Source organism: Aromatoleum aromaticum EbN1 (genome assembly GCF_000025965.1).
GTDB classification, from domain to species: domain Bacteria; phylum Pseudomonadota; class Gammaproteobacteria; order Burkholderiales; family Rhodocyclaceae; genus Aromatoleum; species Aromatoleum aromaticum.
Map to the genome: position 1 here is coordinate 2,489,925 of NC_006513.1, position 26,189 is coordinate 2,516,113.

The 26,189-nt window shown below is 64.8% G+C and carries 26 protein-coding genes; 23 read left to right on the forward strand and 3 right to left on the reverse strand.

The features are described from left to right. Nucleotides 1-361 precede the first annotated feature (361 nt). From coxB to EBN1_RS11890, 6 genes are all read left to right on the forward strand, one after another. Complete coding sequence (coxB, locus tag EBN1_RS11865; RefSeq protein ID WP_011238199.1) at nt 362-1,267, forward strand: cytochrome c oxidase subunit II; 906 nt, start codon at nt 362-364, stop codon at nt 1,265-1,267. Between the two features lie 65 nt (nt 1,268-1,332). Then, nucleotides 1,333-2,910: a cytochrome c oxidase subunit I gene (gene ctaD / locus EBN1_RS11870; RefSeq protein WP_011238200.1), complete on the forward strand. Its 1,578-nt coding sequence runs from the start codon at nt 1,333-1,335 to the stop codon at nt 2,908-2,910. Between the two features lie 8 nt (nt 2,911-2,918). Further along, on the forward strand, nt 2,919-3,032 hold the full coding sequence (locus EBN1_RS11875) for a cytochrome oxidase small assembly protein (protein WP_211159939.1): 114 nt from the start codon (nt 2,919-2,921) through the stop codon (nt 3,030-3,032). Continuing rightward, nucleotides 3,029-3,586 (forward strand): cytochrome c oxidase assembly protein, encoded by a 558-nt coding sequence (locus EBN1_RS11880; RefSeq protein WP_011238201.1) that lies wholly within the window; start codon nt 3,029-3,031, stop codon nt 3,584-3,586. Before EBN1_RS11875 ends, EBN1_RS11880 begins: the two co-directional genes overlap by 4 nt. Further along, nucleotides 3,583-3,834: a DUF2970 domain-containing protein gene (locus EBN1_RS11885; protein ID WP_011238202.1), complete on the forward strand. Its 252-nt coding sequence runs from the start codon at nt 3,583-3,585 to the stop codon at nt 3,832-3,834. Before EBN1_RS11880 ends, EBN1_RS11885 begins: the two co-directional genes overlap by 4 nt. Before the next feature lie 18 nt (nt 3,835-3,852). Beyond that, nucleotides 3,853-4,704, forward strand: coding sequence for a cytochrome c oxidase subunit 3 (locus EBN1_RS11890; protein ID WP_011238203.1), 852 nt, complete (start codon nt 3,853-3,855; stop codon nt 4,702-4,704). On the opposite strand, the gene EBN1_RS11895 is transcribed toward EBN1_RS11890, so the two are convergent. Continuing rightward, nucleotides 4,699-4,899 (reverse strand): twin transmembrane helix small protein, encoded by a 201-nt coding sequence (locus tag EBN1_RS11895; protein WP_011238204.1) that lies wholly within the window; start codon nt 4,897-4,899, stop codon nt 4,699-4,701. The genes EBN1_RS11890 and EBN1_RS11895 overlap by 6 nt on opposite strands. Nucleotides 4,900-4,959: 60 nt before the next feature. Between EBN1_RS11895 and EBN1_RS11900 the strand changes: the two genes are divergently transcribed. The 5 genes from EBN1_RS11900 to EBN1_RS11920 are packed head-to-tail and all read left to right on the forward strand — an operon-like array spanning nt 4,960 to nt 8,793. Continuing rightward, nucleotides 4,960-5,652, forward strand: coding sequence for an SURF1 family protein (locus EBN1_RS11900; RefSeq protein ID WP_011238205.1), 693 nt, complete (start codon nt 4,960-4,962; stop codon nt 5,650-5,652). After that, a complete protein-coding gene (locus tag EBN1_RS11905) occupies nt 5,649-6,218 on the forward strand; it encodes an SCO family protein (protein WP_011238206.1) in 570 nt (189 codons plus the stop codon). Before EBN1_RS11900 ends, EBN1_RS11905 begins: the two co-directional genes overlap by 4 nt. Nucleotides 6,219-6,255: 37 nt before the next feature. Next, nucleotides 6,256-7,293, forward strand: coding sequence for a COX15/CtaA family protein (locus tag EBN1_RS11910; protein ID WP_041646279.1), 1,038 nt, complete (start codon nt 6,256-6,258; stop codon nt 7,291-7,293). After that, nucleotides 7,259-8,173: a heme o synthase gene (gene cyoE / locus EBN1_RS11915; protein ID WP_011238208.1), complete on the forward strand. Its 915-nt coding sequence runs from the start codon at nt 7,259-7,261 to the stop codon at nt 8,171-8,173. Before EBN1_RS11910 ends, cyoE begins: the two co-directional genes overlap by 35 nt. A gap of 32 nt (nt 8,174-8,205) precedes the next feature. Beyond that, nucleotides 8,206-8,793, forward strand: coding sequence for an SCO family protein (locus EBN1_RS11920; RefSeq protein WP_011238209.1), 588 nt, complete (start codon nt 8,206-8,208; stop codon nt 8,791-8,793). 128 nt (nt 8,794-8,921) lie between these two features. Here the strand turns inward: EBN1_RS11920 and rpoH are convergent, their stop codons facing one another. Continuing rightward, nucleotides 8,922-9,773, reverse strand: coding sequence for an RNA polymerase sigma factor RpoH (gene rpoH / locus EBN1_RS11925; RefSeq protein ID WP_011238210.1), 852 nt, complete (start codon nt 9,771-9,773; stop codon nt 8,922-8,924). A gap of 441 nt (nt 9,774-10,214) precedes the next feature. On the opposite strand from rpoH, the gene EBN1_RS11930 reads away from it, so the two are divergent. Continuing rightward, entirely contained in the window at nt 10,215-11,294 is a 1,080-nt protein-coding gene (locus tag EBN1_RS11930; RefSeq protein ID WP_011238212.1) for a porin, read from the forward strand. A 244-nt stretch (nt 11,295-11,538) separates the two neighbouring features. Here the strand turns inward: EBN1_RS11930 and EBN1_RS11935 are convergent, their stop codons facing one another. Then, nucleotides 11,539-12,309 (reverse strand): N-acyl amino acid synthase FeeM domain-containing protein, encoded by a 771-nt coding sequence (locus EBN1_RS11935; protein WP_011238213.1) that lies wholly within the window; start codon nt 12,307-12,309, stop codon nt 11,539-11,541. 225 nt (nt 12,310-12,534) lie between these two features. Here EBN1_RS11935 and EBN1_RS11940 point away from each other — a divergent pair, with 225 nt between their 5' ends. From EBN1_RS11940 to EBN1_RS11990, 11 genes are all read left to right on the forward strand, one after another. Next, a complete protein-coding gene (locus tag EBN1_RS11940) occupies nt 12,535-13,167 on the forward strand; it encodes an XrtA/PEP-CTERM system exopolysaccharide export protein (RefSeq protein ID WP_370298872.1) in 633 nt (210 codons plus the stop codon). Nucleotides 13,168-13,239: 72 nt separating this feature from the next. Then, nucleotides 13,240-14,784: an XrtA system polysaccharide chain length determinant gene (locus EBN1_RS11945; protein ID WP_011238215.1), complete on the forward strand. Its 1,545-nt coding sequence runs from the start codon at nt 13,240-13,242 to the stop codon at nt 14,782-14,784. Between the two features lie 13 nt (nt 14,785-14,797). Beyond that, on the forward strand, nt 14,798-15,787 hold the full coding sequence (locus EBN1_RS11950; RefSeq protein ID WP_011238216.1) for an XrtA-associated tyrosine autokinase: 990 nt from the start codon (nt 14,798-14,800) through the stop codon (nt 15,785-15,787). Between the two features lie 31 nt (nt 15,788-15,818). After that, nucleotides 15,819-17,297, forward strand: a complete 1,479-nt coding sequence (locus EBN1_RS11955; RefSeq protein ID WP_049780261.1) for a TIGR03016 family PEP-CTERM system-associated outer membrane protein — start codon at nt 15,819-15,821, stop codon at nt 17,295-17,297. Nucleotides 17,298-17,308: 11 nt separating this feature from the next. Then, nucleotides 17,309-18,388 (forward strand): XrtA/PEP-CTERM system-associated ATPase, encoded by a 1,080-nt coding sequence (locus tag EBN1_RS11960; RefSeq protein WP_011238218.1) that lies wholly within the window; start codon nt 17,309-17,311, stop codon nt 18,386-18,388. Beyond that, the gene (gene wecB / locus EBN1_RS11965; RefSeq protein WP_011238219.1) at nt 18,381-19,538 is read left to right on the forward strand and encodes a non-hydrolyzing UDP-N-acetylglucosamine 2-epimerase; all 1,158 of its coding nucleotides are present in this window, start codon (nt 18,381-18,383) and stop codon (nt 19,536-19,538) included. The genes EBN1_RS11960 and wecB overlap by 8 nt, the downstream gene beginning before the upstream one ends. Before the next feature lie 73 nt (nt 19,539-19,611). Further along, nucleotides 19,612-20,475, forward strand: coding sequence for an XrtA system polysaccharide deacetylase (locus tag EBN1_RS11970; protein ID WP_011238220.1), 864 nt, complete (start codon nt 19,612-19,614; stop codon nt 20,473-20,475). A gap of 2 nt (nt 20,476-20,477) precedes the next feature. Beyond that, entirely contained in the window at nt 20,478-21,515 is a 1,038-nt protein-coding gene (locus EBN1_RS11975) for a FemAB family XrtA/PEP-CTERM system-associated protein (RefSeq protein WP_011238221.1), read from the forward strand. Nucleotides 21,516-21,522: 7 nt separating this feature from the next. After that, nucleotides 21,523-23,079 (forward strand): exosortase A, encoded by a 1,557-nt coding sequence (xrtA, locus tag EBN1_RS11980; protein ID WP_011238222.1) that lies wholly within the window; start codon nt 21,523-21,525, stop codon nt 23,077-23,079. After that, nucleotides 23,076-24,245 (forward strand): TIGR03088 family PEP-CTERM/XrtA system glycosyltransferase, encoded by a 1,170-nt coding sequence (locus EBN1_RS11985; RefSeq protein WP_011238223.1) that lies wholly within the window; start codon nt 23,076-23,078, stop codon nt 24,243-24,245. The genes xrtA and EBN1_RS11985 overlap by 4 nt, the downstream gene beginning before the upstream one ends. 15 nt (nt 24,246-24,260) lie before the next feature. Then, nucleotides 24,261-26,189, forward strand: coding sequence for an XrtA/PEP-CTERM system amidotransferase (locus EBN1_RS11990; protein WP_011238224.1), 1,929 nt, complete (start codon nt 24,261-24,263; stop codon nt 26,187-26,189).

Here is a 26,189-nt window from a genome sequence, read left to right on the forward strand (position 1 = left end):
TAGCGTGGAAGCGCACGGCAGGTCGGCCGCAGCAGGGAACACCCTGCGGGAAAACCCTGATACGGTCTTCCATTCCTTGCGGGCAGTAAGCATCTAGCACGTATTGCGCTGCAAAATATTGATGATGCTCAAAAACCCGTATTGCGAACGCCGATTTTGCTATGGCATGATCGGTTCGACTACACGGAAAAGTCTTCCATCATCACGATTGCAATTCCTTCCGGGTAGCGGTTCGTTCTCGCCGGTGAGCCATGATGTACGGCTTCCGGCGCCGGCCGTCACGGCTCGGGAAGCGGGCTCGCGCGTCATGCGATTCCGCCTCCCCGGCGACGCCGATACTGCATTCGATAGAGGTTGGGACATGCGTCTTGCCGGTCGCGTTGCAGCTCCAGTCATCCTGCTCCCCGTAGCTTCCGCTGCCGTCGCGCAGAGCATACCGAGCAAATTCAACCTCCCGCCGCCCGTCACGCCGATCGGCGCCCAGATCTACGACCTGCACAACCTGATGCTGATCATCTGCCTGGTGATCTTCGTCGCGGTGTTCGGCGTCATGTTCTGGGCGGTATTCCGGCATCGCAAGTCGCGCGGTGCGGTGGCCGCGAATTTCCACGAGAACACGTCGGTGGAGATCGCCTGGACGATCATCCCGGTGTTCATCCTGCTCGGGATGGCGTGGCCAGCGACGAAAACGGTACTGGACATGAAGAATACCGCGGACCCCGACATCACGATCAAGGCCACCGGCTACCAGTGGAAATGGGGCTATGACTACCTGCAGGGCGAAGGGCAGGGGATCCGCTTCGTCTCGAACCTGTCCACGCCGCGTGACCAGATCGAAGGCGCGGCGCCGAAAGGCGAGCACTACCTGCTCGAAGTCGACAACCCGCTCGTCGTGCCGGTCGGCAAGCGCATCCGGGTGCTGACGACGGCCAACGACGTGATCCACTCGTGGTGGGTGCCGGCGTTCGGCGTCAAGCAGGATGCGATCCCCGGTTTCATCCGCGACGCGTGGTTCCGCGCCGATACCGAAGGCGTGTATCGCGGCAACTGCGCCGAGCTGTGCGGACGCGATCACGGCTTCATGCCGGTCGAAGTGCACGTCGTGTCGCAGCAGGCTTACACCGAATGGGTCGCCCGCCAGCTCGCGGCAGGGGCGGCATCTGACACGGCAGGCGCAACGGCGCAGGGCGCGACGCCGGTGCCCGCCGCACCGACTGAAGGGGTTGCGCAATCCGCGCCCGCGAACGCCGCCCCCGCAGGCAACTGAACGGCAGCACGAAGCGCAGCACTCGCTCCAGCCGGCAAGCCGGAGCGGAACGTCAAGGAGGCAGCATGGCCGCGGTAACCCCCGATCAGTTGCACGACCACCATCATGGCCCGACCGGGCTGATGCGCTGGATCACGACGACGAATCACAAGGACATCGGCACGATGTACCTGATCTTCGCCTTCGTGATGTTCCTGTCCGGCGGCGTGCTGGCGCTGACGATCCGCGCCGAACTGTTCCAGCCAGGCCTGCAGATCGTCCAGCCGGAGTTCTTCAACCAGCTCACGACGATGCACGGCCTGGTGATGATCTTCGGCGCGATCATGCCGGCTTTCGTCGGCTTCGCGAACTGGCAGATCCCGCTGATGATCGGCGCCAGCGACATGGCCTTCGCGCGCATGAACAACTGGAGCTTCTGGCTGCTGCCGCCGGCGGCAATCCTGCTGATCGGCTCGTTCTTCGTGCCCGGCGGCGCGACCGCGGCGGGATGGACGATGTACGCGCCGCTGTCGGTGCAGATGGGCATCGGCCAGGACATGGCGATCTTCGCGGTGCACATCATGGGGATCAGCTCGATCATGGGCGCGATCAACATCGTCGTCACGGTGCTCAACATGCGCGCGCCGGGCATGAGACTGATGAAAATGCCCCTGTTCTGTTGGGCGTGGCTGATCACGGCCTACCTGCTGATCGCGGTGATGCCGGTGCTCGCCGGCGCGGTGACGATGGTGCTCACCGACCGGCACTTCGGTACGAGCTTCTTCAACGCCGCGGGCGGCGGCGACCCGGTGATGTACCAGCACATCTTCTGGTTCTTCGGTCACCCGGAGGTGTACATCATGATTCTCCCGGCCTTCGGCATCATCAGCCACATCATCCCGACGTTCGCCAGAAAACCGCTGTTCGGCTACGCGTCGATGGTGTATGCGCTCGCAGCGATCGCGATCCTGAGCTTCTCGGTGTGGGCGCACCACATGTTCACGACCGGCATGCCGGCTGTCGGGCAGCTGTTCTTCATGTACGCGACGATGCTGATCGCGGTGCCGACGGGCGTGAAAGTGTTCAACTGGACCGCAACGATGTGGCGCGGCTCGATGAGTTTCGAGCCACCGATGCTGTGGGCGGTCGGGTTCATCCTGGTGTTCACGATCGGCGGCTTCACCGGCCTGATCGTCGCGGTCGCGCCGATCGACATCCAGGTGCAGGACACCTATTACGTCGTCGCGCATTTCCACTACGTGCTGGTGGCCGGCAGCCTCTTCGCGCTGTTCGGCGGCGCGTACTACTGGCTGCCGAAATGGACCGGCCACATGCCTGACGAGCGGCTCGGCAAAATCCACTTCTGGTGCTCGATGGTGTTCTTCAACATCGCGTTCTTCCCGATGCATTTCCTCGGGCTCGCCGGCATGCCGCGGCGCATCCCGGACTACGCGCTGCAGTTCGCCGACTTCAACATGCTCGCGACGATCGGCGCGTTCGGCTTCGGTCTGTCGCAGCTGATCTTCATCGTCGTCGCGGTGAAATGCGTGCGGGGCGGGGCGAAGGCATCGGCGCGCGCGTGGGAGGGTGCCGACGGACTGGAATGGACAGTGCCTTCACCGGCGCCGTACCACACCTTCGAGGAAGCGCCGGTCGTGAGGTGATGAGGAACATGACAAGGGACCCGCGCCGCTCGGCCAACCTCCGCACCGCCCTGGTGCTGGCGGCGCTCGCCCTCGCGTTCTTCGTCGCCGTCATCTTCAAGTACGGAGTGTTCGCGCGATGAGCATGATCGCTGCCGAGAATCGCCGGCTGCTGTTGCGCCTCGCAGTGGCGGCGGTGGTGATGTTCGGCTTCGGCTTCCTGCTCGTGCCGTTCTACGAAAAGATCTGCGAAGTCGCCGGCGTCAACAACCTGCTGCGGCCCGATCGCGTCGCGAACTCGCAGGTGGACGCTTCGCGCACGATCACCGTGCAGTTCGACGCAAACACCCACGACCTGCCGTGGCGCTTTCGCCCGATGCAGGCAGCCGTGAAAGTCCACCCGGGGGAACTGGTGACGATCGCGTACGAAGTGTCGAACATCCGCGACGAGCCGGTCACCGGACAGGCCGTGCCGAGCTACGGGCCGCAGCGGGCGGGGAAGTTCTTCCGCAAGCTGGACTGCTTCTGCTTCACGCAGCAGACGCTCCAGGCGGGCGAAAAGCGCACGATGCCGGTGGCCTTCGTCGTCGATGCCGAGTTGCCTGCCGAAATCACGACGATCACGCTGTCTTATACCTTCTTCGAGATCGCGGGCCGGCGGGTGGTCGGCGCATCCGGGGGTGGAGCCGCGTCTTGAGCGATGAACGGGACGACGGCCAATTGCCGGAGCCGGGGCCGGAACCGCAGGGCGAGCCGCGCCGGGCCGGTTTCTGGGCGACATTCAGGGCCGTGCTGTGGTCGTTTCTGGGGGTGCGGCGGCACGACGCCTACCATCGCGACGCCACTTCGCTGGACCCGAAGCTGGTCGTCGCGGTCGGGCTGCTGGCGGGATTGCTGTTCGTGCTCGGCCTCGTCACGGTCGTGCACTTCGTCGTCGGAGCATAGAAGGTCTGGGAGGCAGTCATGACGCACACGCTGGACAAATACTTCGTGCCGGAGCCGTCGAAGTACCCGATCTTCGGCTCGATCGCGCTGCTGCTGTCCGCATCCGGCGCGGTGATGTGGCTGAACGATATCGGGCAGGGACGATGGGTGCTGTTGCTCGGCGTCGCGACGCTCGTCTATATGCTTTTCGGCTGGTTCGGACAGGTGATCCGCGAATCGCAGAGCGGCAAGTACGGCCAGCGGGTCGACCGCTCGTTTCGCTGGTCGATGGGCTGGTTCATCTTTTCGGAGGTGATGTTCTTTTCCGCGTTCTTCGGCGCGCTGTTCTACGCTCGCGTGCTGAGCGTGCCGTGGCTCGCGAGCGGCGCGAACGAGGCATTGATCTGGCAGGGTTTCACTGGCGCGTGGCCGTCCGACGGCCCCTACCTGGCGGACCCTTTCACGCCGATGGGCGCGTGGGGCATTCCGGCGCTGAACACGCTGATCCTGCTGTCATCGGGCGTGACGCTGACGTGGGCGCATTACGGCCTGCTAAAGGACAACCGCAGCCAGCTCAAGATCGGCCTGCTGCTGACGATCCTGCTCGGCGTGACGTTCCTCGGCTTCCAGATCTACGAATACGTCCACGCTTACCGGGAGCTGAATCTCCAGCTCGACACCGGCATCTACGGCTCGACGTTCTTCATGCTGACCGGCTTCCACGGTCTGCACGTGACGATTGGCGCGATCATGCTGACGGTGGCGCTCGGCCGCGTGCTCGCCGGCCACTTCAGCCCGGAGCACCATTTCGCCTTCGAGGCGACCGCGTGGTACTGGCACTTCGTGGACGTCGTGTGGCTGATGCTGTTCGTCGTCGTGTATTGGCTATGAGCCGAGGCGCTGCGTGATCAGTCCCGAGGCCAGCCCCGCCATCAGCAGCACGAACAGCGCGATCGACAGCGCGACGCGCAGCGCAAGCGCATGCACGGTACGCCGGCCCTTGCCCTGGTCGCGCAGCAGGAACACCAGTGCCGACGCGAGGCTGCCGACGATGAGCACCAGAAAGAGGATCACGACGACGTGCATGACGGGACTCCGGCGAACTGGCGAAGAGTTCCATTCTGGTGGAAACGGACGACGGCGGCGATGATTTTCCGCCGCTTTCATCCGTTGCCGCTGATCGCCGGGTTCGCGCTGGCGCTGCTGACCGCGCAGCTCGGCAGCTGGCAGCTGGATCGGGCGGCCGAGAAGACCGCGCTGCAGGCGCGCATCGAATCGGCGGCGGCTGCCGCACCGGTTTCGCCTTCGGCCGCGATGGAAGTGGTCGAATGGCAGCCGGTCCGGCTGGACGGTGAATGGGTCCCGGCGGCGACGATCTATCTCGATAACCGCGTCCGCCGCGGCCGGCCAGGCTACGAAGTCCTGACGCCGCTGCGCCTCGCAGGCGACGCCGGCTGGGTGCTGGTCAATCGCGGCTGGACCGCCGCGGGCGCGGACCGCGCCGTATTGCCCGATGCGACGCCTGCGGCGGGAGGCGTCACCCTTGCCGGCATCGTCCGCGTGCCGCAGGCCGATCCTTTCACCCTGGCGCCAGAGGCCGCGCAGGGGCGGGTCTGGCAGTACCTCGACATGGAGCGCTACCGCGCGCTGTCCGGGCTCGCCGTGCGCGACTGGATCGTCTACCAGACCTCCGCCGCCGCCGATGGCCTGCAGCGCGACTGGCCGCGACCCGACGCCGGTATCGACCGCCACCGTGGCTATGCGTTGCAGTGGTACTCGCTCGCCGGATTGTCGCTTGTGATGACTGGCGTGTATGTCTTCAGGAGGTTCAGGTCATGACGCAACGCAGTGCCAAACTCACGCTCGCCGTGCTTGTGCTGGTGTGCACCCTGCCGGTTGCGGCATCGTATTTCGCCTATTACGTGTGGCAGCCGCAGGGCCAGGTGAATTATGGCGAGCTGATCCCGCCCGCTCCGCTGCCCGACGCGGTCCTCCCTGGCGTGTCCGGCCAGCCGCCGTTCGAACGGGAGGCGCTGGACGGCCGGTGGACGCTCGTCTATGCGGGCTCCGGCGCCTGCGGGGCGGATTGCGAACGGGCTTTGTACGCGGCGCGCCAGTCCCGTCTCGCGCAGGGCAAGGAGATGACGCGCGTCGAGCGGCTGTGGCTCGTCACTGACGACGTCGACCCGCCGGCGGCGCTGCTCGGCCGGTACGAAGGGTTACGGGTCGCGCGCGCCGGCTCGCCGTGGCTCGTCCGCTTTCCCGGCGCGACGCAGGGCGTTCACATGTTCCTCGTGGATCCGCTGGGCAATGTGATGATGCGTTTCCCCGTGCCGACCGACATCAAGAGGGTGATCAAGGACCTGGAGCGTCTGCTCAAATATTCCGGACTCGGACGGGGGTGACGACGTGCACGCTGCGAACGCTGCCGAAGAGGCACGGATGACGCTCTACCGCCGCCTGGTGCTGGCCGCGCTGGCGCTGACCACGCTGGTGGTCGTGTTCGGCGCCTATGTGCGACTCTCCGACGCCGGTCTCGGTTGTCCCGACTGGCCCGGGTGCTACGGTCGGCTCACGCCGCATCATGCCGCGACGGACATCCTGGAGACGCATGCTGCCGATCCGCACGGGCCGGTGAGCCTGCCCAAGGCGTGGAAGGAGATGATCCACCGCTATCTGGCGGCGAGCCTCGGGCTGCTGATCATTGCGGTCGCGGTGCTCGCGTGGCGCAAGCGCGATGACCCGGCGAGTTCCCCGCGTGTCGCCGCTGCGCTCGTCGGCCTCGTGATCTTCCAGGGGCTGCTCGGTAAATGGACCGTCACGCTGCTGCTCAAGCCGGCGATCGTCACCGCGCATCTGCTCGGCGGCCTGGCGACGCTGGGATTGCTCGCGTGGCTCGCGCTGAAGGCGTGGCGGATGCCACCGGTCACCGTGTCGCGCAGCCTGCTGGGCGCCACGCGGGTCGCGCTGGTGCTGCTCGTGGTCCAGATCATGCTCGGCGGCTGGACCAGCACGAATTACGCGGCGCTCGCGTGCAGCGATTTTCCTGCGTGTCAAGGGAGCTTCTGGCCGCCTGCGGACTACGCCGATGCGTTCCATGTCGTGCGCGAACTCGGCATGACCGCCGACGGCGAGATCCTGTCGCTCGCCGCGCTGACTGCGATCCACTGGTCACACCGGATCGGGGCTGCGCTCGTCGCGCTGGCGCTGTCGCTCCTTGCCGGGGCGCTGTTCAGGCGCCGCGCGACGCGAGGGGCCGGCCTCGCGCTGTTCGCCGCGCTCGCGCTGCAGACCGCGCTCGGCGTGGCGAATGTCCTGTTCAGCCTGCCGCTGCCGCTTGCCGTCGCGCACAACGCGGGCGCGGCGCTGCTGCTCGGAGTGATGGTGACGATCAACTACCGGATGCGCGCCATGCCTCGGTTGGCCGCAGTGGGGAGAAGCGAACATGAGCGTGCTGAACACGAGAACTCTTACGCTTGACCGCCATGCCGCCGCCCGGCGGCTGCATGCGTTCTATGTGCTGACGAAACCGCGCGTCAATACGCTGATCGTGTTTTGCGCCGTGATCGGGATGTTCCTCGCGGTGCCCGACGGGCTGCCGGATCCGAAAAGCGTCGTCGCCGCGACGCTGGGCATCGCCTTCGTCGCCGGCGCCGCAGCGGCGATGAACTGCCTCATCGAAGCCCACATCGACGCCCGCATGGCGCGCACCCGTCACCGCCCGCTGCCCCGCGGCGAACTCGCGCCGGCCGAGACGCTGCTCTTTGCCGGCGTGCTCGGCGGCACCGGGCTGACGGTGCTGTACCACTGGGTGAATCCGCTGACGATGTGGCTGACGCTTGCGACTTTCGTCGGCTACGCCGTCGTCTATACGGTCCTGCTCAAGCCGCGCACGCCGCAGAACATCGTGATCGGGGGCGCCTCCGGAGCGATGCCGCCGGTGCTTGGCTGGGCCGCCGTCACCGGCGAAGTCAGCGCCGACGCCCTGTTGCTGTTCCTGATCATCTTCGCCTGGACGCCGCCGCATTTCTGGGCGCTAGCGCTCTATCGCAGCGCCGACTATGCGCGCGCCGGCCTGCCGATGCTGCCGGTGACCCACGGGCCGGAATTCACCCGCCTGTCGGTGCTGCTCTACACCTGCATCCTGTTCGGCGTCACGCTGCTGCCGTTTGCGACGCGAATGAGCGGTCCGCTGTATCTCGTCTGCGCCGTCGCGCTCGGCATTGGCTTCCTGCGCCATGCGTGGCGCCTGTACGCCGACTACAGCGACGCGTTCGCGCGGCGCACGTTCCGCTTCTCGATCCTGTATCTGTTCTTGCTCTTCGCGGCGCTCCTGATGGATCATTACCTCCCGCTCTGATCCCGCTGCCCTTGCAGCCCGCCGACGTCCCGATGCTACGCTCCCTGATCCTCGCGACCGCGCTTGCGCTCGCGGGCTGTACCGATTCCTCAGCGCCCAAGCCTTCTTTCCACGCGACGGACATCACCGGCGCCGAATACGGCAGCACGTTTGCGCTGACCGACCACCACGGCACGCCGCGCACGCTGGCGGACTTCCGCGGCAAGGTCGTGACGATGTTCTTCGGCTATACGCAATGTCCGGACGTCTGCCCGACGACGCTGTCGACGATGAGCGAAGTGATGCGCCTGCTCGGGCCGGACGCCGAGCGCGTGCAAGTGCTGTTCGTCACCGTCGACCCCGAGCGCGACACGCAGGCACTGCTCGCGAACTACGTTCCGCAGTTCGATGCGCGCTTCATCGGCTTGTATGGCGACGCTGCCCAGACGCAGGCGGTGGCGAAGGATTTCCGGATTTTCTACCAGAAAAGCGGCGATACCGAAGGGGCGAACTACACCGTCGACCACGTCGCCGGCACGTACATCTTCGATCCGACGGGGCGGTTGCGGCTGTACGTGCGGCACGGGGAATCGGCCGAAAACATCGCGGCGGACATCAGGGCGTTGCTGGCGGCGAAGTGAAAGTCCCGCGACGGGCGCATGAGCCGGCAGGATGCCGGCGTCCGCGAGCCCCACAGGAAACGGCTTTGCCGTTTCCGCCCTCCCGGACGGCAGGATGACTCCGAGGGGCCGGCGTTTTCTCGAAAGCCTCAGGCAGGCGCCAGCAAACCCCGCATCTTCTGCATCGCCTTGGCTTCGATCTGGCGGATGCGTTCCGCCGACACGCCGTATTCGGCGGCGAGTTCGTGCAGCGTCGCGCTGTCGCCTTCGGTCAGCCAGCGCCGCTTGACGATCGTGCGGCTACGGTCGTCGAGGCTCGCCAGCGCGTCGCTCAGCCCTTCGTCCTGCAGCCGGGCGAGTTGCGCCTGTTCGAGCACCTCCGAAGGCTCGGCGTTCGGGTCGGGCAGGTATGCGATCGGCGCGAAGTGATGTTCGTCGTCGTCCGGCCCGCCTTCGAGCTGGATGTCCCGGCCGGTGAGTCGCGTTTCCATCTCGACGACTTCCTCGGGTTTCACGCCGAGCTGCTTTGCGACCGCGACCACTTCGTCCCTGTTCAGCGTGCCGGTGTCCTGCTTGAGACTGCGCAGGTTGAAGAACAGCTTGCGCTGCGCCTTGGTCGTCGCGATCTTGACGAGGCGCCAGTTCTTCAGGATGTACTCGTGGATCTCGGCCTTGATCCAGTGGATCGCGAACGAAACGAGCCGTACGCCCCGATCGGGGTCGAAGCGCTTCACCGCTTTCATCAGGCCGATGTTGCCTTCCTGGATCAGATCGGCGTGCGGCAAGCCATAGCCGAGGTAGCCACGCGATATGGCGACCACCAGGCGCAGGTGAGACATCACCAGCCCGCGCGCAGCTTCCAAGTCGCCTTCATTGCGCAGGCGCGTGGCCAGACTCACCTCTTCCTGCTCGGTGAGCAGCGGGATGCGATTCACCGACTGGATGTACTGGTCGATACTGCCGACGGCAAAAGGTACCGGGAAAGACAGGGCTTGGCTCATATGTACGGGTCCTCCTCGAAACCAATGTTAGCACTCATGGCGTTGGAGTGCTAAACGCGTGTCCGGGTTCCAGCTGCGGGCATCCCGCCTGGCGATGTAGACCACGCCGCCGGCGCCACCCGCAGCGCCGAAAGCCTTTGCTGCCGGCCGGTTTCGCCACGCTTCGCGGGCATGCATATGAAGTGGCATGTGCAGTGCATCAATGCTGAACGTATATGTTTGGCGCGCTCGGGGGAAAGGGCCGCCATGCCCCGGTGTGCCGCATCGGGTATCCATGTTGCGTCGGTGCAACATCTTTTGCCGGCAGGGGGCGTTCCGGCCCTGCTTGACTTGCGCCTGCATGCTCCCGTTTTGCACAATCGCTTCAACTTCTCGCTTGAGAGGTAAGTCGGGCCGTGGTGGATTCCCCGGTCTCAGCTTCAAATTAGAGGAGAAACATACATGCAGAAGAAACTGATTGCCCTGGCCGTCGCCGGCCTGGTCTCCGCCCCGGTTTTCGCGCAGTCGAACGTCACCGTGTACGGTATCGCCGACGCTTTCTTCGGCTACGGCAAGATGGACGACAACAAGTTCACCGGCGTCGAGAGCGGCGGCTGGGCGGGTTCCCGCCTGGGCTTCAAGGGTAGCGAGGACCTCGGCAACGGCCTGAAGGCCGTGTTCACGCTCGAGTACGGTATCGAACTCGACGACAACGAAGGCGTCGGCTCCGGTGCCTCGCGTAGCCGTCAGCAGTTCGTCGGCCTGCAGGGCGGCTTCGGCTTCATCGGTCTCGGCCGCCAGTACAATCCGGGCTACTACGTGTTCAAGTACGACGCGATCAACGTCATCCCGTTCAGCCCGCAGTTCATCCTCGCGGCTAACCAGGGTTCGAACATCGTCGCAGGTACCCCGGCGCGCGTCAGCAACGCAATCAACTACAAGTCGCCCGATTTCGGCGGCCTGACGCTGAACGCGATCTACGGCTTCAACGAAGCGAACCAGGACAACAACCGCCAGGCAGGTGACACGGCAGCCGTCGGCGCCGAGTACGCGAACGGCCCGCTCGCGATCGGCCTCATCTACAGCCAGGTGAAGCAGGACGCCGGCGCGATCCCGACTGAGAAGTTCAACGGGGTTGCTGATGACACCAAGAAGGAAGCGTACCTGGGTGCCGCTTACGACTTCGGCATGTTCAAGCTGATGGGCTCGTACCAGATCATCAAGGATGCCACCGCTGCGGAAGACGACAACAAGGTCTGGCAGGTCGGCAGCGTGGTTCCGGTCAGCTCGGCCGGCAAGGTCCACCTGTCCTATGGCCGCACGGATGCGGACGCGGACGACAGCGACGCCGCTGCCTGGTCGTTGATGTACTCGCATAGCCTGTCGAAGCGCACGCTCGCTTACGTCGGCTACACGCAAGTCGACAACGACGACAACACGGCTTACTCGGTCCTCGCTAAAAGGACTGACGAGACCACTGGCGCCCCCCTCTTCGACGAAGACAGCCGCAACTTCCTGATCGGTGTGAATCACTCGTTCTGATCGTCTCCTGACGATTTGAACCCCGCGGGCGCTTCGGCGCCCGTTTTCTTTCCTGGTTGCCCGGAATAATGGGGCCGTTGCGCGGACGAGGGCGCGTCATGAGGCGACTGCAGGCAGCATGACGCTGCGGAGAATCGGGTGACGCTTTGCCGGGATTCGTTCGCGAACTCGTTCCGCTGCTCAGGAACAACAAACGGGGAGCACCGATTAGGACTGGCGCCCGATGTAGCGGCGCGCTGTCGGTTCAGACTGCGAAGCGCAGACCTTGCAGGTCGAGTAGCATCCTGTCTTGTTCGACGGACGAGAAGAACAAGCGGTAAAGGCTGCGGTCCCGCGTCGACTCGTTTCCGCCGATGCGCCGGATTTCCCGTTCCGCGTGTTCGAGTGAAAGCCGCATCAGCACTGCAGGGGCGCCGACGCGCGGGCAGATGCGTTCCGGCCCCGCGACCTCGTAGCCCATCATGCGGCTGTAGAAGGCCGTATGCCGGGGATGCACTTCGACGAAGAGATCCGTCATGCGATGCACGAGGCGCGTGATCATGAAAGCCAGGTGAAAAACCGACGCCAGCACTTCCGGTGAACTGTGGGACGGATCCATCGCCAGGCGGGTCACTTCGCATACCCGTGCGCCATTGCTGCGCGCTTCGTCGATCTCGCCCTGATAAAGTGTGTCGGCGAGTAAGCCTCGGGGCGAATCGATGCCCACGGTCAGGGTGCCAAAAAGAAGGTCTCCCTTGCATGCCGCCAGCGTTGTCTGACCGGCGTGTTTCGGGAGCTTCGCCGGCTGATCCGTTGCAAGTCCTCGCCAAGAATACATTCGTTGGATGAGCTTGCTGATTTTGCCGTGTACCTCGTCCATTTCATCATGGACCATTCGAACGTGATATCCATCCCGCGTGATCGCGAAGTCAGGATCCATTGCGCCGAATCTGTGATCGACGATTGAAAGGGACGGTTTCAAGCGAGACTGGCTCGCTTTTTTAATGCCCTCGGCGTGGTAAGCTGATTCTGTCATGTGTGTTCGCGCCTCGTCGTTGGAGGAGGAAAGCGCCCGGAAGAATTCGGGGGCAAGAAGAGCGTGGTCCGTTTCAGGCCGCGCGCTGAACTCTACCGGCAGGGGGTTAGGGACGCTGTAAGCGGTTGTGTATTTTTTCCTGCGGCATAAGGGGTTACGATTCGTAGCATGAAGGAAATTTGCTCGGTGCATGATGGGCGCCGATCCAGAGGGAGAGCATAGATGATGGTAGAGAGTGCATCGATGTCGGGGGACAGTGTCCGCAAGTTTCTTGGGGTGACCGTTGCAGCGGGGTTGTTGTCGGGGTGCGCGACGTCCTCGTTTCCACCCGCTCCGGCGGTAGCGTCGGATGCTGCATACAACTACGTGATCGGGCCGGGCGACAGCGTGAACATCGTCGTCTGGCGAAACCCCGAGTTGTCGATGGCGGTGCCGGTCCGGCCCGACGGCAAGATCACGACACCGCTCGTCGAAGATCTTCCGGCGCTCGGGAAAGACTCCTCGACGCTGGCGCGCGACATCGAGCAGGCGCTTGCGAAATTCATTCGCGAGCCGGTCGTGACCGTGATCGTGACCAGTTTTGTCGGCCCCTACAGCGAACAGATCCGCGTGGTCGGCGAGGCGGCAACTCCGCAAGTCCTGCCCTACGTCCAGAAAATGACGCTGCTCGACGTGATGATCGCAGTCGGAGGCGTCACCGAATTCGCCGACGGCAATGGCGCCTCGATCCTTCGTACCGGCGAAGGAAACAAGCAGTACAGCGTCCGCGTCAAGGACCTGCTCAAGCGAGGTGACGTGTCGGCGAACGTCGAAATGCGGCCGGGTGACGTGCTGATCATTCCCCAGAGCTGGTTCTGATTTCCTGACTTGGGCTGTGTGTCTGGGCAACACGGCACGGCACATCGATTCGGACGGTGACGAGGGGCGCTGATGGAAGAGCTATTTTCGCAGATAGCCGGGCACGTGCGGGGAATGTGGCGGTTCCGCTGGTGGGGCCTCGCCTTCGCGTGGATCGCCGGCATCACGGGAGGCTTCGTGATCTATTCGATGCCGGACCGATACGAATCCACGGCGCGCATCTACGTCGACACGCAGTCGGTGCTGCGTCCGCTGATGTCTGGACTCGCCGTTCAGCCCAATATCGACCAGCAGATCGCGATTCTCAGCCGCACGCTGATTACCCGGCCGAACGTCGAAAAACTCATCACGATGGCCGACCTCGACCCGGGGGCGCGCACTCCGGCACAGCGCGAAGCGCTCATCGCCGAGCTTACCCGCGGGCTGCAGATCCGGGGGGCCGGTCGGAACAACCTGTTCACGCTGGCTTACCAGGATGCTCATCCCGAGCGCGCGCAGCGCATTGTCCAGGCCCTGGTATCGTTGTTCGTGGAATCGGGGCTGGTCGGCAAGCGGCAGGATTCGACGTCGGCGCGGCGATTCATCGACGAGCAGATCGCCGGTTACGAACAGAAGCTCGGCGAAGCGGAAAACCGCCTGAAGGACTTCCGTCTGCGCAACATGGCGCTGCTCGGGGACGGGGGGCGCGACTACGTTTCGCAGATGGCGGAATTGTCGGCGCAGCTGCGGCAGGCGGAACTCGAACTGAAGGAAGCGCAGAATTCCCGCGATTCGCTCAAGCGTCAGCTTGTCGGGGAAGAGCCCGTGCTCCTGGCACAGCCGCCCAACCCGTTGTCGGTGGCGTTGCCGGAGATCGACGGACGGATCGACGCGCTGAAAAAAAACCTGGATGGCCTGCTGCTGCGCTACACCGATGAGCATCCCGACATCGTCGGCGTACGGCGTGTGATTGCGCAGCTCGAGGAGCAGAAACAGAAAGAAGTCGAAGCAATGCGGAAGGTCGACACCGGCGCGCCCTGGGCGCCGAATGCCAATCCGGTCGTCCAGCAGATGAAGATTTCACTCGCCGAGGCCGAGGCGCGGGTCGCATCGCTGGAGGCGCGGGTGGCCGAGTTCGGTTCGCGGCTCGCACAGTTGCGCTCGTCGGCCGAACTCCTGCCGAAGATCGAAGCCGAGCAGACGCAGTTGAACCGCGATTACGAAGTGCATAAGCGCAATTACGAAGCCCTGGTCGCGCGGCGCGAATCGGCCAACATGTCGGTGGAAATGACCGCTCAGGGGGGAGTCACCGAATTTCGCGTGATCGACCCGCCGAGCTTGCCGAACAAGCCGGCGGCGCCGAATCGCGCGCTGCTGATGCCGCTTGCCGGGCTGATCGGGCTGGGTGCCGGCATTGCACTGGCTTTCCTGCTTTCGCAGCTTCGCCCGGCTTTCGACAACGTGCGTTCGCTGCGGGAAATCATCGGCTTGCCGGTGCTGGGCGCAGTTTCGCTGGTCGCGGATCCGGTGCTCCAGAAGAGAAGACGGCGGGGGCTGCTGGCATTCGGCGGAGGCGTCGCAGGGTTCATCGTGGTGGTCGCCGGGATGACCGCGATGGTTCAGTTGCTGCAGGGCTAGGAGAGATCAATCAATGAGTCTCATCGAAAAGGCCGTCGAGCGCCTCGGCCAGTTGCAGCGCGCCGACGGGCAGACGCCGGAGGAGGATGCCGGCATCGTCATCGAAGCCAGGAAAACCGCGGACGCTCCAGGCCCCATTTCGGCAGCTTCGCCTGCGCACGCCAAGCGCAGCGAACGCGCCGCAGAGGCGCAGCGAGTTGCTGCACAGGCAGTCAGCATCGAACTCGATCTGGATCGCCTGACGCAACTCGGACTCGTGACGCCAAACCACCCGCGCTCGGTGATCGCCGAGGAGTACAGGGTGATCAAGCGCCCGCTGATTCACAATGCGCAGGGCAGGGGTGCCGCGGCGGTGGCCAATGGCAACCTGATCATGGTCACCAGCGCGTTGCCGGGCGAAGGCAAGTCGTTTACCGCGATCAACCTCGCGATGAGCATCGCGATGGAACTCGATCACACGGTCCTGCTGGTCGATGCCGATTTTTCCCGACCGGCGGTCCTTTCGCGCCTCGGCCTGCCGCCTCGGAAAGGCCTCATGGACGTGCTGGTGGGCGACGTCGGGGACCTTTCCGAAGTCATGCTGCGAACCAGCGTCGAGAAGCTTTCGATTCTCCCCGCCGGCATGGTTCATCAGCGCGCGACCGAGCTGATCGCCTCGGATGCGATGAACCGTCTGCTCGAAGAAATGGCAACGCGTTACGCGGAACGGATCATCGTATTTGATTCCCCGCCGCTGCTGGCGACCACCGAAGCGCGGGTTCTCGCGACCCATATGGGGCAGGTCGTGATGGTCGTCGAATCCGACCGGACGACCCACGGCACGGTCCAGCAGGCGCTTTCGACAATCGACGCATGCCCGGTCAAGCTCCTCGTGCTCAACAAGGCGGCTGAGGGCGGACGCGGCAGCCTCTACGGATATGGATACGGCTACGGATATGGTTATGGCGGAGGTTCTCGAACGGAAGAGCACGGTGCGGACTCGCGGACAGACGCGGCAGCCTGAAACTCGCCGGTGCTGTGGGGGCAGCGCGAGCATGAAACTTCTTGCGCTTGCCGGCGTGATGATCGTCGCCGGGAACGTCAACGCGCAGGTATTCATCGTGCAACCCTCGATTCATTCAAGGCTGACCTATTCCGACAATTCCCGCGCAACCGAGAACGGCGGCGGCGACTGGATCGCCGAAGTCACGCCGGCGATCGCGATTGCCCGCGACCAGGGCCGCATCACCGGGAACCTCGATGCCCGCCTGCGCAGTGTCATGTACGCCAATGACAGCGACCGGAATACATCGTTCGTCGCGATGCAGGGGCGAGGCCAGGTCGAAGCGGTCGAAGACGTCCTTTTCGTCGACATGTCGGCTTTGGTGAGCCGCAACAACAGATCGGATCTGAGGGGCCGGTCATCGCAGGATTTTCTCTCTACCGACAGCGGCAACGAGACGCGGATTTTTTCGCTCGGCCCGCGCCTGCACTTCAGGCTCGGTGCCGGTCCCGAAGGGGTCGCCAGCTACCGGATGAACTGGCTCGACAGCGGCTCGGGCATCCTGTCGCGCACGGTCGAGAACACGCGCGGCCAGCTCTCCGATCCGCACGCTTTCGGTAGAGTGGGCTGGTCACTGGATTATTCGCGTGCCGACACACGTTATGACGACGCGACGGACAGCGAGGTGTCGGAGGAAATCGCTCGTGCGACGATATTCCTGTACGTGTCGCCACAGTTGCGCCTGCGTGCCATCGCCGGCCACGAGTCGAACGAGTATTCCGTGCTCTCCGGTGAGAGCAGCTCGATCACCGGCGCCGGTTTCGACTGGAATCCGACGCCAAGAACGACCCTCTCGGCCACTGCCGAAGACCGGATTTTCGGTCGCAGCTATTACCTCGATTTCAACCATCGCCGGCCGCTGTCGTGGTGGAATGTTTCCTATTCGCGCGACATCACGTCGTCGCTGGAGACGAACGGCAGCGTTTTCGACGATCCCGCGTTCCGGAGCCTCTTCGATGCGCTCGCGACTGAAGTGCCGGATCCGTTCGAACGCGAGGCTCTCGTGCGTCAGCAACTCGGTTATCCGGGAATCGGGCTGCGGGACACGTTCGTGACCAACAACTATTTCCTCGCCCGGACACTGCGCGGCAGCGTGTCGTTGGTCGGTGCGCGCAACGTTCTGACGCTCTCGCTGCAGCGCCGCGAACGCTCCCGCCTCGGCGAGCCGTTGGTCAGCGACCCACGCGACGATCTTTCGCTCTTCAACGACGTCGAGACGCGCTCGGGAACCGTTTCCCTGAGCCACAGCCTGTCGCCCGCCGCGACGTTGAATACCAGCGTCGTCCGTTCCTACTCGGAAGGCTCAGGTACGTCCGACGCCGAGACGAGGCGGACGACGTTTTCGCTCGGGGTCAGCTCGCGCTTCGGTAGACGAACGGCCGGGAGCCTGATTTACCGCCATCAGCGGGCGTCGGGGACCAGCGATTTCACGGAAAACATCCTGACTGCCAGTGTCGGCATGCAGTTCTGACCGGGGGTCGAATGTACGAATCGTATTTCAAGCTTCGCGCAAAGCCTTTTCAGCTCAATCCCGATCCGGCATTTTTTTACGGCAGCCGTGGTCATCGGCGGGCGATGGCGTATCTCGAATATGGGCTGCACCAGAACGAGGGGTTCATCGTCGTGACGGGCGAAATCGGCGCTGGCAAGACGACGCTGGTGCGCAGCCTGCTCGAGCGTCTGGAGCCCAGCAAGGTCGTCGCGGCGAACCTGGTCAGCACGCAGGTCGATCAGAACGACATCCTGCGCATGGTCGCGGTGGCGTTCGGCGTGCCGAGCCGGGGCCTCGACAAGGCCGGCCTGCTGCTCGCGCTCGAAACCTACTTCGTGTCGCTCGCCGCAGCGGGCAAGCGGGCGCTGCTGATTGTCGACGAGGCGCAGAACCTCTACGAGGAAGCGGTCGAAGAGCTTCGCATGCTGTCGAACTTCCAGCTCGAGGATCACGCGCTGCTGCAGAGCTTCCTCGTCGGTCAGCCCGAGTTCAGGGAAGTCATGCAGAGCCCGCAGATGCAGCAGCTGCGGCAGCGTGTGATCGCTTCGTATCATCTCGGTCCGATGGACGCCGAGGAGACGCGCGCCTATATCGAGCATCGCCTGCATCATGTCGGCTGGGAGAACGACCCGGTTTTTGCCCCCGCGGCGTTCGATGCGATCTATGGCTACACCGGTGGCATCCCGCGACGCATCAACGCCCTGTGCGACAGGCTGATGCTGTCCGCATTTCTCGCCGAGCGTCACGAAGTGTCCGGGGAAGACGTGCGCGAGATCGTCGCCGAACTGAAGGAAGAGTTCGACCCGGTGCTGCGGCGGGGCACGAACGGAAAACCGGTGCCGTTCCAGGACGGCGCTTTTGCCCCGGGATCGATCGATCCGGCTCGCCTGGTGATCCCCCACGGGCTGGCTGGGCAGGTCGCCGGCATGGCAGCCAGCTTCGACGTGCAGCGCATCGAGGCGCGGATTGCCGGGCTCGAACATTCGCTGTCGGCCACCCTCGACGTCCTCAACCAGCTCCTGGCTGCGGTGCGGCGCGACGGCACGACGGAGGATTCGCCTCATGATTGAGTCAGGGGCGGCGGCGCCGGTGATCTGCGTCGTGGGGGCGCGGCCGAACTACATGAAAATGGCGCCGATCATCCGCGCCCTCGCAGCCCATCGGCCGCCGGTCCGGACGCTGCTCGTGCACACCGGGCAGCACTACGACAGCGCGATGAACGAGCGCCTGTTCGCCGACCTCGATCTGCCGCACCCGCAGGTGAACCTCGAAGTGGGTTCGGCCAGCCACGCAGTGCAGACTGCCGAAGTGATGAGGCGTTTCGAACCCGTCATCGACGAGCACGGCGCGCGCGCGGTGCTGGTGGTCGGCGACGTGAACTCGACGCTCGCGTGCGCACTGGTCGCGGTCAAGCGCCATGTGCCGGTCGCGCATGTCGAATCCGGCCTGCGCAGTCATGACCGCAGGATGCCCGAAGAGATCAATCGCATCCTGACGGACCAGATTTCCGATCTTCTGTATACGACCGAACGCAGCGCCCACGACAATCTCGCGCGCGAAGGGATTGCGCCCGGGCGCGTGGTGTTCGTCGGCAACGTCATGATCGACAGCTTGCTCGCGAACCTGCCGAAGGCCGTGCCGCCGGCCGGGCTGCTCGCAGCCGCAGGGTACGCGCGCGAACGGATCGCCGGCGGCTACGGCGTCGTGACGCTGCACCGCCCGTCGAACGTCGATCATACGCAAACTCTCGGGCCGATCATCGAGGCGCTGCGCGAGATCAGCACGCGCCTGCCGCTGGTGATCGCGCTGCATCCGCGCACGCGCCACAACCTCGAACGGTTCGGCATGCTCGACCGACTCGGCGCGCCGGGTTTCATCATCCTGCCGCCACAGGGCTATCTCGAGATGCTCGGCCTGATGGCGGGAGCAACAGTCGTCCTGACCGATTCGGGTGGCATCCAGGAGGAGACGACTGCGCTGGGCGTGCCGTGCCTGACGATCCGCGAGAACACTGAACGTCCGATCACCGTCGAACAGGGCACGAACACGCTCGTCGGCGTCGATCCGGCGGCGCTGCGGGCAGCGGTCGATACGGTTCGCGCCGGTGAGGGCAAGCGCGGGCGGGTGCCGGAATACTGGGACGGCCGGGCGGCGCAGCGCATCGCCGCGCACCTCGCGGCGTGGCTCGACGCGCATGAAAAACAGGCGCAGCCGGCATGAGCACTTCGCCGGGCCGCCCCAAGAAGCGCTCAGTCCCGCTTGGCGGGACCGCGCGTAGCGCGAGGGTGCTCCAGTGAGCACGGTGATCGTGAACGCGCTGACGATCGATGTCGAAGACTATTTCCAGGTGTCCGCGCTCGCCCCGCATTTCCCGCGTAGCGAGTGGGAGCGGATACCGTGCCGGGTCGAGCGCAACGTCGAGCTGATCCTCGAACTCCTCGAGCGGCACAGGACGAGCGCGACATTCTTCACGCTCGGCTGGGTCGCGGAGCGCTATCCGCTGCTCGTGCAGCGCATCGCTGCACGTGGGCATGAAGTGGCGAGCCACGGCTACGCGCACGAGCGCGCCACTGCCCAGTCGCCCGAAGCCTTCCTCGCCGACATCGTCCGGGCGAGGAAGGTGCTCGAGGACCTCTCCGGCCAGCCGGTCACCGGCTATCGCGCCCCGAGCTTCTCGATCGGCAAGACCAACCTGTGGGCGCACGATTGCATCGCGCAGGCCGGATACGCATACAGTTCGAGTGTGTACCCGGTGCGGCACGATCACTACGGCATGCCGGACGCGCCGCGCTTTCCATACCGGCTGGACAACGGCCTGCTCGAAGTCCCGGTCACGACGATGCACTGGCTGGGACGCAACTGGCCGGCCGGCGGAGGCGGTTACTTCCGCCTGCTGCCCTACGTGGTGTCGCGCTGGCAGATCGACAAGGTCAATCGCGACGACCGCCGCGCGGCCATTTTCTACTTCCATCCGTGGGAGCTCGATCCCGGACAGCCGCGGGTCGCGGCGGCCTCGGCGCGGACGCGGTTTCGCCACTACCTGAACCTCGAACGCACCGAGGAGCGCCTGCGTCATCTGCTGGGCGACTTTTCCTGGGGGCGGGCGGACCAGGTGTTCTGCTCCGGGGCCGAAAGCCCGTCGTCCCGGGAGCACTGACGATGGATCGGGTACCGGTGGTCGTCAGGCAACTCACCGGCGCTGATCACGGCCGCTGGGACGCATTTGTCCGCGGCTGCCCGGACGCGACGTTCTTCCACCTGTCGGCGTGGCAAGGGATCATCCGTGAAATTTTCCGCCACCGGACTTTCTTCCTGTATGCGGAACGTGCCGGCGACATCATCGCCGTGCTGCCGCTCGCCGAAGTCAATAGCCGGCTGTTCGGCCATGCCCTGACGTCCCTGCCTTTCTGTGTCTATGGCGGCCCGGCCGGCGATCCCGAGGGCATTGCGCTCGTCGAGGCGGAAGCCGAAACGCTCGCGCGCCGCTTGCGCGTCCAGCACCTGGAGCTGCGCAACCTCACCCCTCGCCACGAGGAGTGGCCGCGGCAGGACCTGTACGTGACGTTCCGTAAGGAGATCCAGGCGGATGACGACGCGAACCTGCTCGCGATCCCGCGCAAGCAGCGTGCGATGGTGCGCAAGGGCATCAGGCACGGACTGACGAGCCGGGTCGAGCCGGATGTCGAGCGCTTTTTCTCGCTGTATGCCGACAACGTGTTGCGGCACGGCACGCCGGCGTTGCCGAAAGCATTTTTCGCACGCCTGATGAAGGATTTCGGACCGGACTGCGAAGTGCTCACTGTGAGTGATGCGGACGGAAATGCGCTGTCGAGCGTGCTGAGTTTCTACTTTCGCGACGAAGTCCTGCCGTACTACGCCGGCGATGCGGTGATGGCGCGCGACGTCGCGGCGAACGATTTCAAATACTGGGAATTGATGCGCCGCGCCGCCGCGCGCGGCTGCCGGCTGTTCGATTTCGGCCGCAGCAAGATCGGCACCGGTCCGTTCAGCTTCAAGAAGAACTGGGGCTTCGAGCCGCAGCCGCTGTCGTACGAATACCGTCTCTACAGGCGCGACTCGGTGCCGCAGAACAACCCGATGAATCCGAAGTACCGCGCCTTCATCGCGCTGTGGCGCCGGCTGCCGATACGGGTGGCGAACGCGATCGGGCCGCACATCGTGCGCAACCTGGGATGATGACCACATGAAACGCGACGCCGACTACAGGGATCTGGGGATCGATTGTCGCGGCGGTGCGAAAACAGCTCGGCCCGCCGGTTTTGCCATTGTCTCCGCGGCGCTGGTCGCCACTTTCCTGTGGGTCATCAGCTGGTATAGGGACACGGCAGTCGAGATCGCCAGCATATGGTGGAGGTCCGACACTTTCGCTCACGGCTTGGTGGTGCTTCCGATTTTTGCCTGGCTGGTGTGGCGAAAGCGGGAGGCGCTCAGCCCCCTGGCCCTGGTGCCTGCGCCCGTGATGCTGATCGCGCTCGTGCCGGCGGGTATCGCCTGGCTCGTTGCGGAACTGATCAGCGCATCCGCACCGGCGCACTTCTCGCTGGCGCTGATTCTTGTTTTCAGCGTGATTGCAGTGATCGGCTGGCGGCTCGCGCGCGTGCTCGCCTTTCCTCTGCTTTTTCTGTTCTTTGGCGTTCCGGCCGGCGAATTCCTGCTGCCGGTGTTGATGAAGTACACGGCCGACTTCACCGTGCTTGCGCTGCGCGCGACCGGCGTCCCCGTCTACCAGGAAGGGCTCCATTTTGTCGTGCCGAATGGCCGGTGGTCGGTCGTCGAAGCATGTAGTGGTTTGCGGTACCTCGCCGCGTCGCTGATGATCGGCGCGCTCTATGCCTATCTGAACTACACCAGCCTGAAGCGGCGCTTGCTTTTCATGCTGGTCGCCCTGATCGTGCCGATCGTTGCGAACTGGATTCGTGCCTATATTACGGTCATGATCGGATACCAGTTTGGATCCGAGTTTGTCCAAGGTTTCATCCATATAGTCTACGGTTGGGTTTTTTTCGGCGTCGTGATTTTCCTGATGTTCATGATCGGCGCCCGCTGGAAGGAGAACGCCGGTCCGACGCAGTCAGCGGATCGCGAACAGGCTGTCTCCGGCCGGAGACAATGGCTTGCCCTGGTGCCGACAGCCTTGGCGACGGCGTTTTTCCCGATGGTGCTGTCGCAAATCCAGCAGCCTGTCGAGCCATTCCACGTCGCGCTCGACGTGCCTGCCGCGCAGGACGGCTGGCAGCCGCTCGATGGCGTAGAGCATACGTACCGGCCGGCGTTCAAAGGGCATCGTGGTGAAATGTTCCAGGCCTATCGAAGGACCGATGGCGCTGTAGTCGGTCTTTACGTCGCCTACTACGCCAGTCAGAGCAAGGGACAGGAACTCGTGATGCACGGAAACAGCCTCGATGGCGCCGAAGGTTCGGGGTGGCGGCGCAACCGCACCGGAGAGGGGCGACTGAGCGTCGGAGAGGTGCGTTGGGCGGGGTTGCGTCGCGGCGGCGAGCGGCTGGAATTATGGAGCTGGTACTGGATCGACGGGCGCATCGTCAGTAACGACTACCTTGCGAAGGCGCTGCTTGCGGCCGATCTCCTGACCGGACAACCGGACGACTCGGCGCTGATCGTCGTCACGGTGCCGATGGGCGAGTCCGAGGCCTCGGGTCAAGCGATTGCCGAGACGTTCGTTCGCCAGCATGCGGCGGTGATCGAGGCGACGCTCCTCGCGGCGGAGGCAAGGCGATGAGCGCCGAGCCCCTGCTCGTGATGCACGTCGTCTACCGCTTCGATGTCGGCGGGCTGGAAAACGGCGTCGTGAATCTGATCAACCGCATGCCCTCCGACCGCTTCCGGCACGTCGTCGTGGCGCTGACGCAATGCGCGCCGGCATTCTGCCGCCGCATCGTTCGGCCTGACGTCGAGTTCATCTCGCTCGACAAACCGCCAGGTCACGGCGTCAAGGTCTACCCCCAGCTCTTTCGCCTGTTCCGCGACAGGCGGCCCGCGATCGTGCATACCCGCAATCTCGCCGCGCTCGAAGCCGTCGTGCCTGCTCGCGCGGCCGGCGTTCCGGTGCGAATTCACGGTGAACACGGCTGGGATGTGGCGGATCCGGGCGGAACTCGGCGGAAGCTGCAGTTTGTCCGACGGCTGTACCGTCCGTTCGTCAGTCGCTACGTCGCGCTGTCACGGCACCTCGCGCTCTACCTTACCGACGCGGTTCGCGTCCCCGCCGCGCGCGTCGAGCGGATCTGCAACGGAGTCGACCCGGCGCGTTTCCGGCCGTCGGATGGCGGACGTCCGCCGATCGCGGGCTCGCCGTTCGGCGGGGACGACGAGGTGCTCGTCGGCACCGTCGGCCGCCTGCAGGCGGTCAAGGATCAGGGCAATCTCGTCCGGGCGGTCGCGCACCTCGTCTCGCAGCGTGCGCCCGGCACGGACCGCCTGCGACTGATCGTCGCGGGTGACGGGGCCTCGCGCGGCAGCATCGAAGCCGAGGTCCGCGCCGCTGGCATCGGCCACGCCGTGTGGCTTGCCGGCGAGCGGACAGATGTCCCCGATGTCATGCGCGGCCTCGACATCTTCGCGCTCCCGTCGCTCGCGGAAGGCATTTCGAACACGATCCTCGAAGCGATGGCGAGCGGCTTGCCGGTGATCGCGACCGATGTCGGCGGCAATCCCGAACTCGTCCAGCATGGCGTTAGCGGGAAGCTCGTACCCCCTTCCGATTATGTCGCGCTGGCCGATGCGCTGGCACCATATGTTGCCGATGGAATGCTGCGCCGGCGACATGGCGATGCGGGCCGCGGGCGAGTCGATGCGGAGTTCAGTCTCGACGTCATGGTCGATCGTTATGCAGCGCTCTATCGAACTTCCCTCGAGGCGGCGCTGCCGTTGCGCCGTGTAGCCTGACAAAGGAACTGCGTCATGTGCGGTATCGCCGGGCTTTTCGACCTTCGCGGCAAGCGCGACTTTTCCCGCGACCTCGTGCGCCGCATGAATGACGTGCAGGTGCACCGCGGCCCGGACGAAGGTGGTTACCACTTCGAGCCCGGCATCGCGCTCGCGCACCGCCGCCTGTCGATCATCGACCTGTCCACCGGCCAGCAGCCGCTGTTCAACGAGGACGGCTCGGTCGCAGTCGTTTTCAACGGCGAAATCTACAACTTCCAGGAACTGGTGCCGGAACTCGAAGCACTCGGCCACGCCTTTCACACCCGCAGCGACACCGAAGTCATCGTGCATGCGTGGGAGGCGTGGGGCGAGGACTGCGTGCAGCGCTTTCGCGGCATGTTCGCCTTCGCGCTGTGGGACCGCAACCGCGAGACGCTTTTCCTGGCGCGCGACCGGCTCGCCGTCAAGCCGCTGTTCTATGCGCTGCTGCCGGACGGCACGTTCGCATTCGGTTCCGAACTGAAAGTGCTGATGCAGCACCCGCTGCTCGACCGCCGCATCGATGCGCACGCAGTCGAAGAATATTTTGCACTCGGTTACGTCGCCGAACCGCGCACGATTTTCGCCGGGGCGAAGAAGCTGGGCGCGGCCGAAACGCTGTGCGTGCGGCGCGGCCAGCCCGTGCCGCAGCCGCGGTGTTACTGGGACGTGCATTTCATGCTCGATAACCCGCTGTCGCTCGCCGAGGCCAGTGCCGAACTCACCGCGCGGCTGCGCGAATCCGTGCGCTTGCGCATGATCGCGGAGGTGCCGCTCGGCGCTTTCCTGTCCGGCGGTGTCGATTCGAGCGCAGTCGTCGCGACGATGGCCGGCCTTTCCGACGAACCTGTCCACACCTGCTCGATCGCATTCGACGATCCCGCATTCAACGAGTCCGACTTCGCGCAGAAGGTCGCGGATCGCTACCGCACCAATCATTACGTGGAGACGGTGAAGTCGGACGATTTCGACCTGATCGACACGCTCGCCGGACTGTATGACGAACCCTATGCCGACAGCTCGGCGATCCCGACGTGGCGCGTCTGCCAGCTCGCGCGCAAACGGGTCACCGTCGCGCTGTCGGGCGACGGCGGCGACGAGAGTTTCGGCGGTTACCGCCGCTACCGGTTGCACTTGATGGAAGAGCGGATGCGCGGGGCGCTCCCGCTCGGCGTGCGCCAGCCAATGTTCGGCCTGCTCGGCCGCCTCTATCCGAAGGCGGACTGGGCGCCGCGAATGTTCCGTGCGAAGACTACGTTCCAGGCGCTCGCGCGGGATTCGCTGCAGGCCTATTTCCACTCGGTGTCGATCCTGCGCGACGCGATGCGTCGGCAACTGTTCTCGAACCGCTTCCGCAGCGAACTCGCCGGCTACAACGCGATCGAGGTCTTCCGCCGCCATGCGGCGACGGCGCACACCGACGACGCGCTGGCGCTGATCCAGTATGTCGACCTCAAGACCTACCTCGTAGGCGACATCAACACCAAGGTCGATCGCGCCAGCATGGCGCACTCGCTCGAAGTCCGCGAGCCGCTGATGGATCACAAGCTCGTCGAATGGCTCGCGACCTTGCCGTCCGGCCTCAAGGTGAAGGGGCAGGAAGGCAAGTACCTGTTCAAGAAGGCGATGGAGCCGCTGCTGCCGAACGATGTGCTCTATCGCCCCAAGATGGGATTTTCGGTGCCCCTTTCCCGCTGGTTCCGCGGGCCGCTCCGGGAGCGTGTGCGGCAGACCGTGCTCGGCGAGACGCTTGCGGCGACCGGGATATTCAACCCGGATTACCTGCGCCATCTCGTCGACGCGCATCAGTCCGGGGCCCGCGACTACAGCTCGCCGCTGTGGTCGCTGATGATGTTCGAAGCCTTCGTGCGCAGCTCCGGAGGGTGTCCCGCGCGGGCGCCGGAGCTCGCCGCGGCGGTGTGA

Coding starts and splice junctions, on each gene's coding strand:
- coxB (WP_011238199.1), top strand. CDS start 362: ATGCGTCTTGCCGGTCGCGTTGCAGCTCCAGTCATCCTGCTCCCCGTA.
- ctaD (WP_011238200.1), top strand. CDS start 1,333: ATGGCCGCGGTAACCCCCGATCAGTTGCACGACCACCATCATGGCCCG.
- EBN1_RS11875 (WP_211159939.1), top strand. CDS start 2,919: ATGACAAGGGACCCGCGCCGCTCGGCCAACCTCCGCACCGCCCTGGTG.
- EBN1_RS11880 (WP_011238201.1), top strand. CDS start 3,029: ATGAGCATGATCGCTGCCGAGAATCGCCGGCTGCTGTTGCGCCTCGCA.
- EBN1_RS11890 (WP_011238203.1), top strand. CDS start 3,853: ATGACGCACACGCTGGACAAATACTTCGTGCCGGAGCCGTCGAAGTAC.
- EBN1_RS11895 (WP_011238204.1), bottom strand. CDS start 4,899: ATGCACGTCGTCGTGATCCTCTTTCTGGTGCTCATCGTCGGCAGCCTC.
- EBN1_RS11900 (WP_011238205.1), top strand. CDS start 4,960: ATGATTTTCCGCCGCTTTCATCCGTTGCCGCTGATCGCCGGGTTCGCG.
- EBN1_RS11905 (WP_011238206.1), top strand. CDS start 5,649: ATGACGCAACGCAGTGCCAAACTCACGCTCGCCGTGCTTGTGCTGGTG.
- EBN1_RS11910 (WP_041646279.1), top strand. CDS start 6,256: ATGACGCTCTACCGCCGCCTGGTGCTGGCCGCGCTGGCGCTGACCACG.
- cyoE (WP_011238208.1), top strand. CDS start 7,259: ATGAGCGTGCTGAACACGAGAACTCTTACGCTTGACCGCCATGCCGCC.
- EBN1_RS11920 (WP_011238209.1), top strand. CDS start 8,206: ATGCTACGCTCCCTGATCCTCGCGACCGCGCTTGCGCTCGCGGGCTGT.
- rpoH (WP_011238210.1), bottom strand. CDS start 9,773: ATGAGCCAAGCCCTGTCTTTCCCGGTACCTTTTGCCGTCGGCAGTATC.
- EBN1_RS11930 (WP_011238212.1), top strand. CDS start 10,215: ATGCAGAAGAAACTGATTGCCCTGGCCGTCGCCGGCCTGGTCTCCGCC.
- EBN1_RS11935 (WP_011238213.1), bottom strand. CDS start 12,309: ATGACAGAATCAGCTTACCACGCCGAGGGCATTAAAAAAGCGAGCCAG.
- EBN1_RS11940 (WP_370298872.1), top strand. CDS start 12,535: ATGGTAGAGAGTGCATCGATGTCGGGGGACAGTGTCCGCAAGTTTCTT.
- EBN1_RS11945 (WP_011238215.1), top strand. CDS start 13,240: ATGGAAGAGCTATTTTCGCAGATAGCCGGGCACGTGCGGGGAATGTGG.
- EBN1_RS11950 (WP_011238216.1), top strand. CDS start 14,798: ATGAGTCTCATCGAAAAGGCCGTCGAGCGCCTCGGCCAGTTGCAGCGC.
- EBN1_RS11955 (WP_049780261.1), top strand. CDS start 15,819: ATGAAACTTCTTGCGCTTGCCGGCGTGATGATCGTCGCCGGGAACGTC.
- EBN1_RS11960 (WP_011238218.1), top strand. CDS start 17,309: ATGTACGAATCGTATTTCAAGCTTCGCGCAAAGCCTTTTCAGCTCAAT.
- wecB (WP_011238219.1), top strand. CDS start 18,381: ATGATTGAGTCAGGGGCGGCGGCGCCGGTGATCTGCGTCGTGGGGGCG.
- EBN1_RS11975 (WP_011238221.1), top strand. CDS start 20,478: ATGGATCGGGTACCGGTGGTCGTCAGGCAACTCACCGGCGCTGATCAC.
- xrtA (WP_011238222.1), top strand. CDS start 21,523: ATGAAACGCGACGCCGACTACAGGGATCTGGGGATCGATTGTCGCGGC.
- EBN1_RS11985 (WP_011238223.1), top strand. CDS start 23,076: ATGAGCGCCGAGCCCCTGCTCGTGATGCACGTCGTCTACCGCTTCGAT.
- EBN1_RS11990 (WP_011238224.1), top strand. CDS start 24,261: ATGTGCGGTATCGCCGGGCTTTTCGACCTTCGCGGCAAGCGCGACTTT.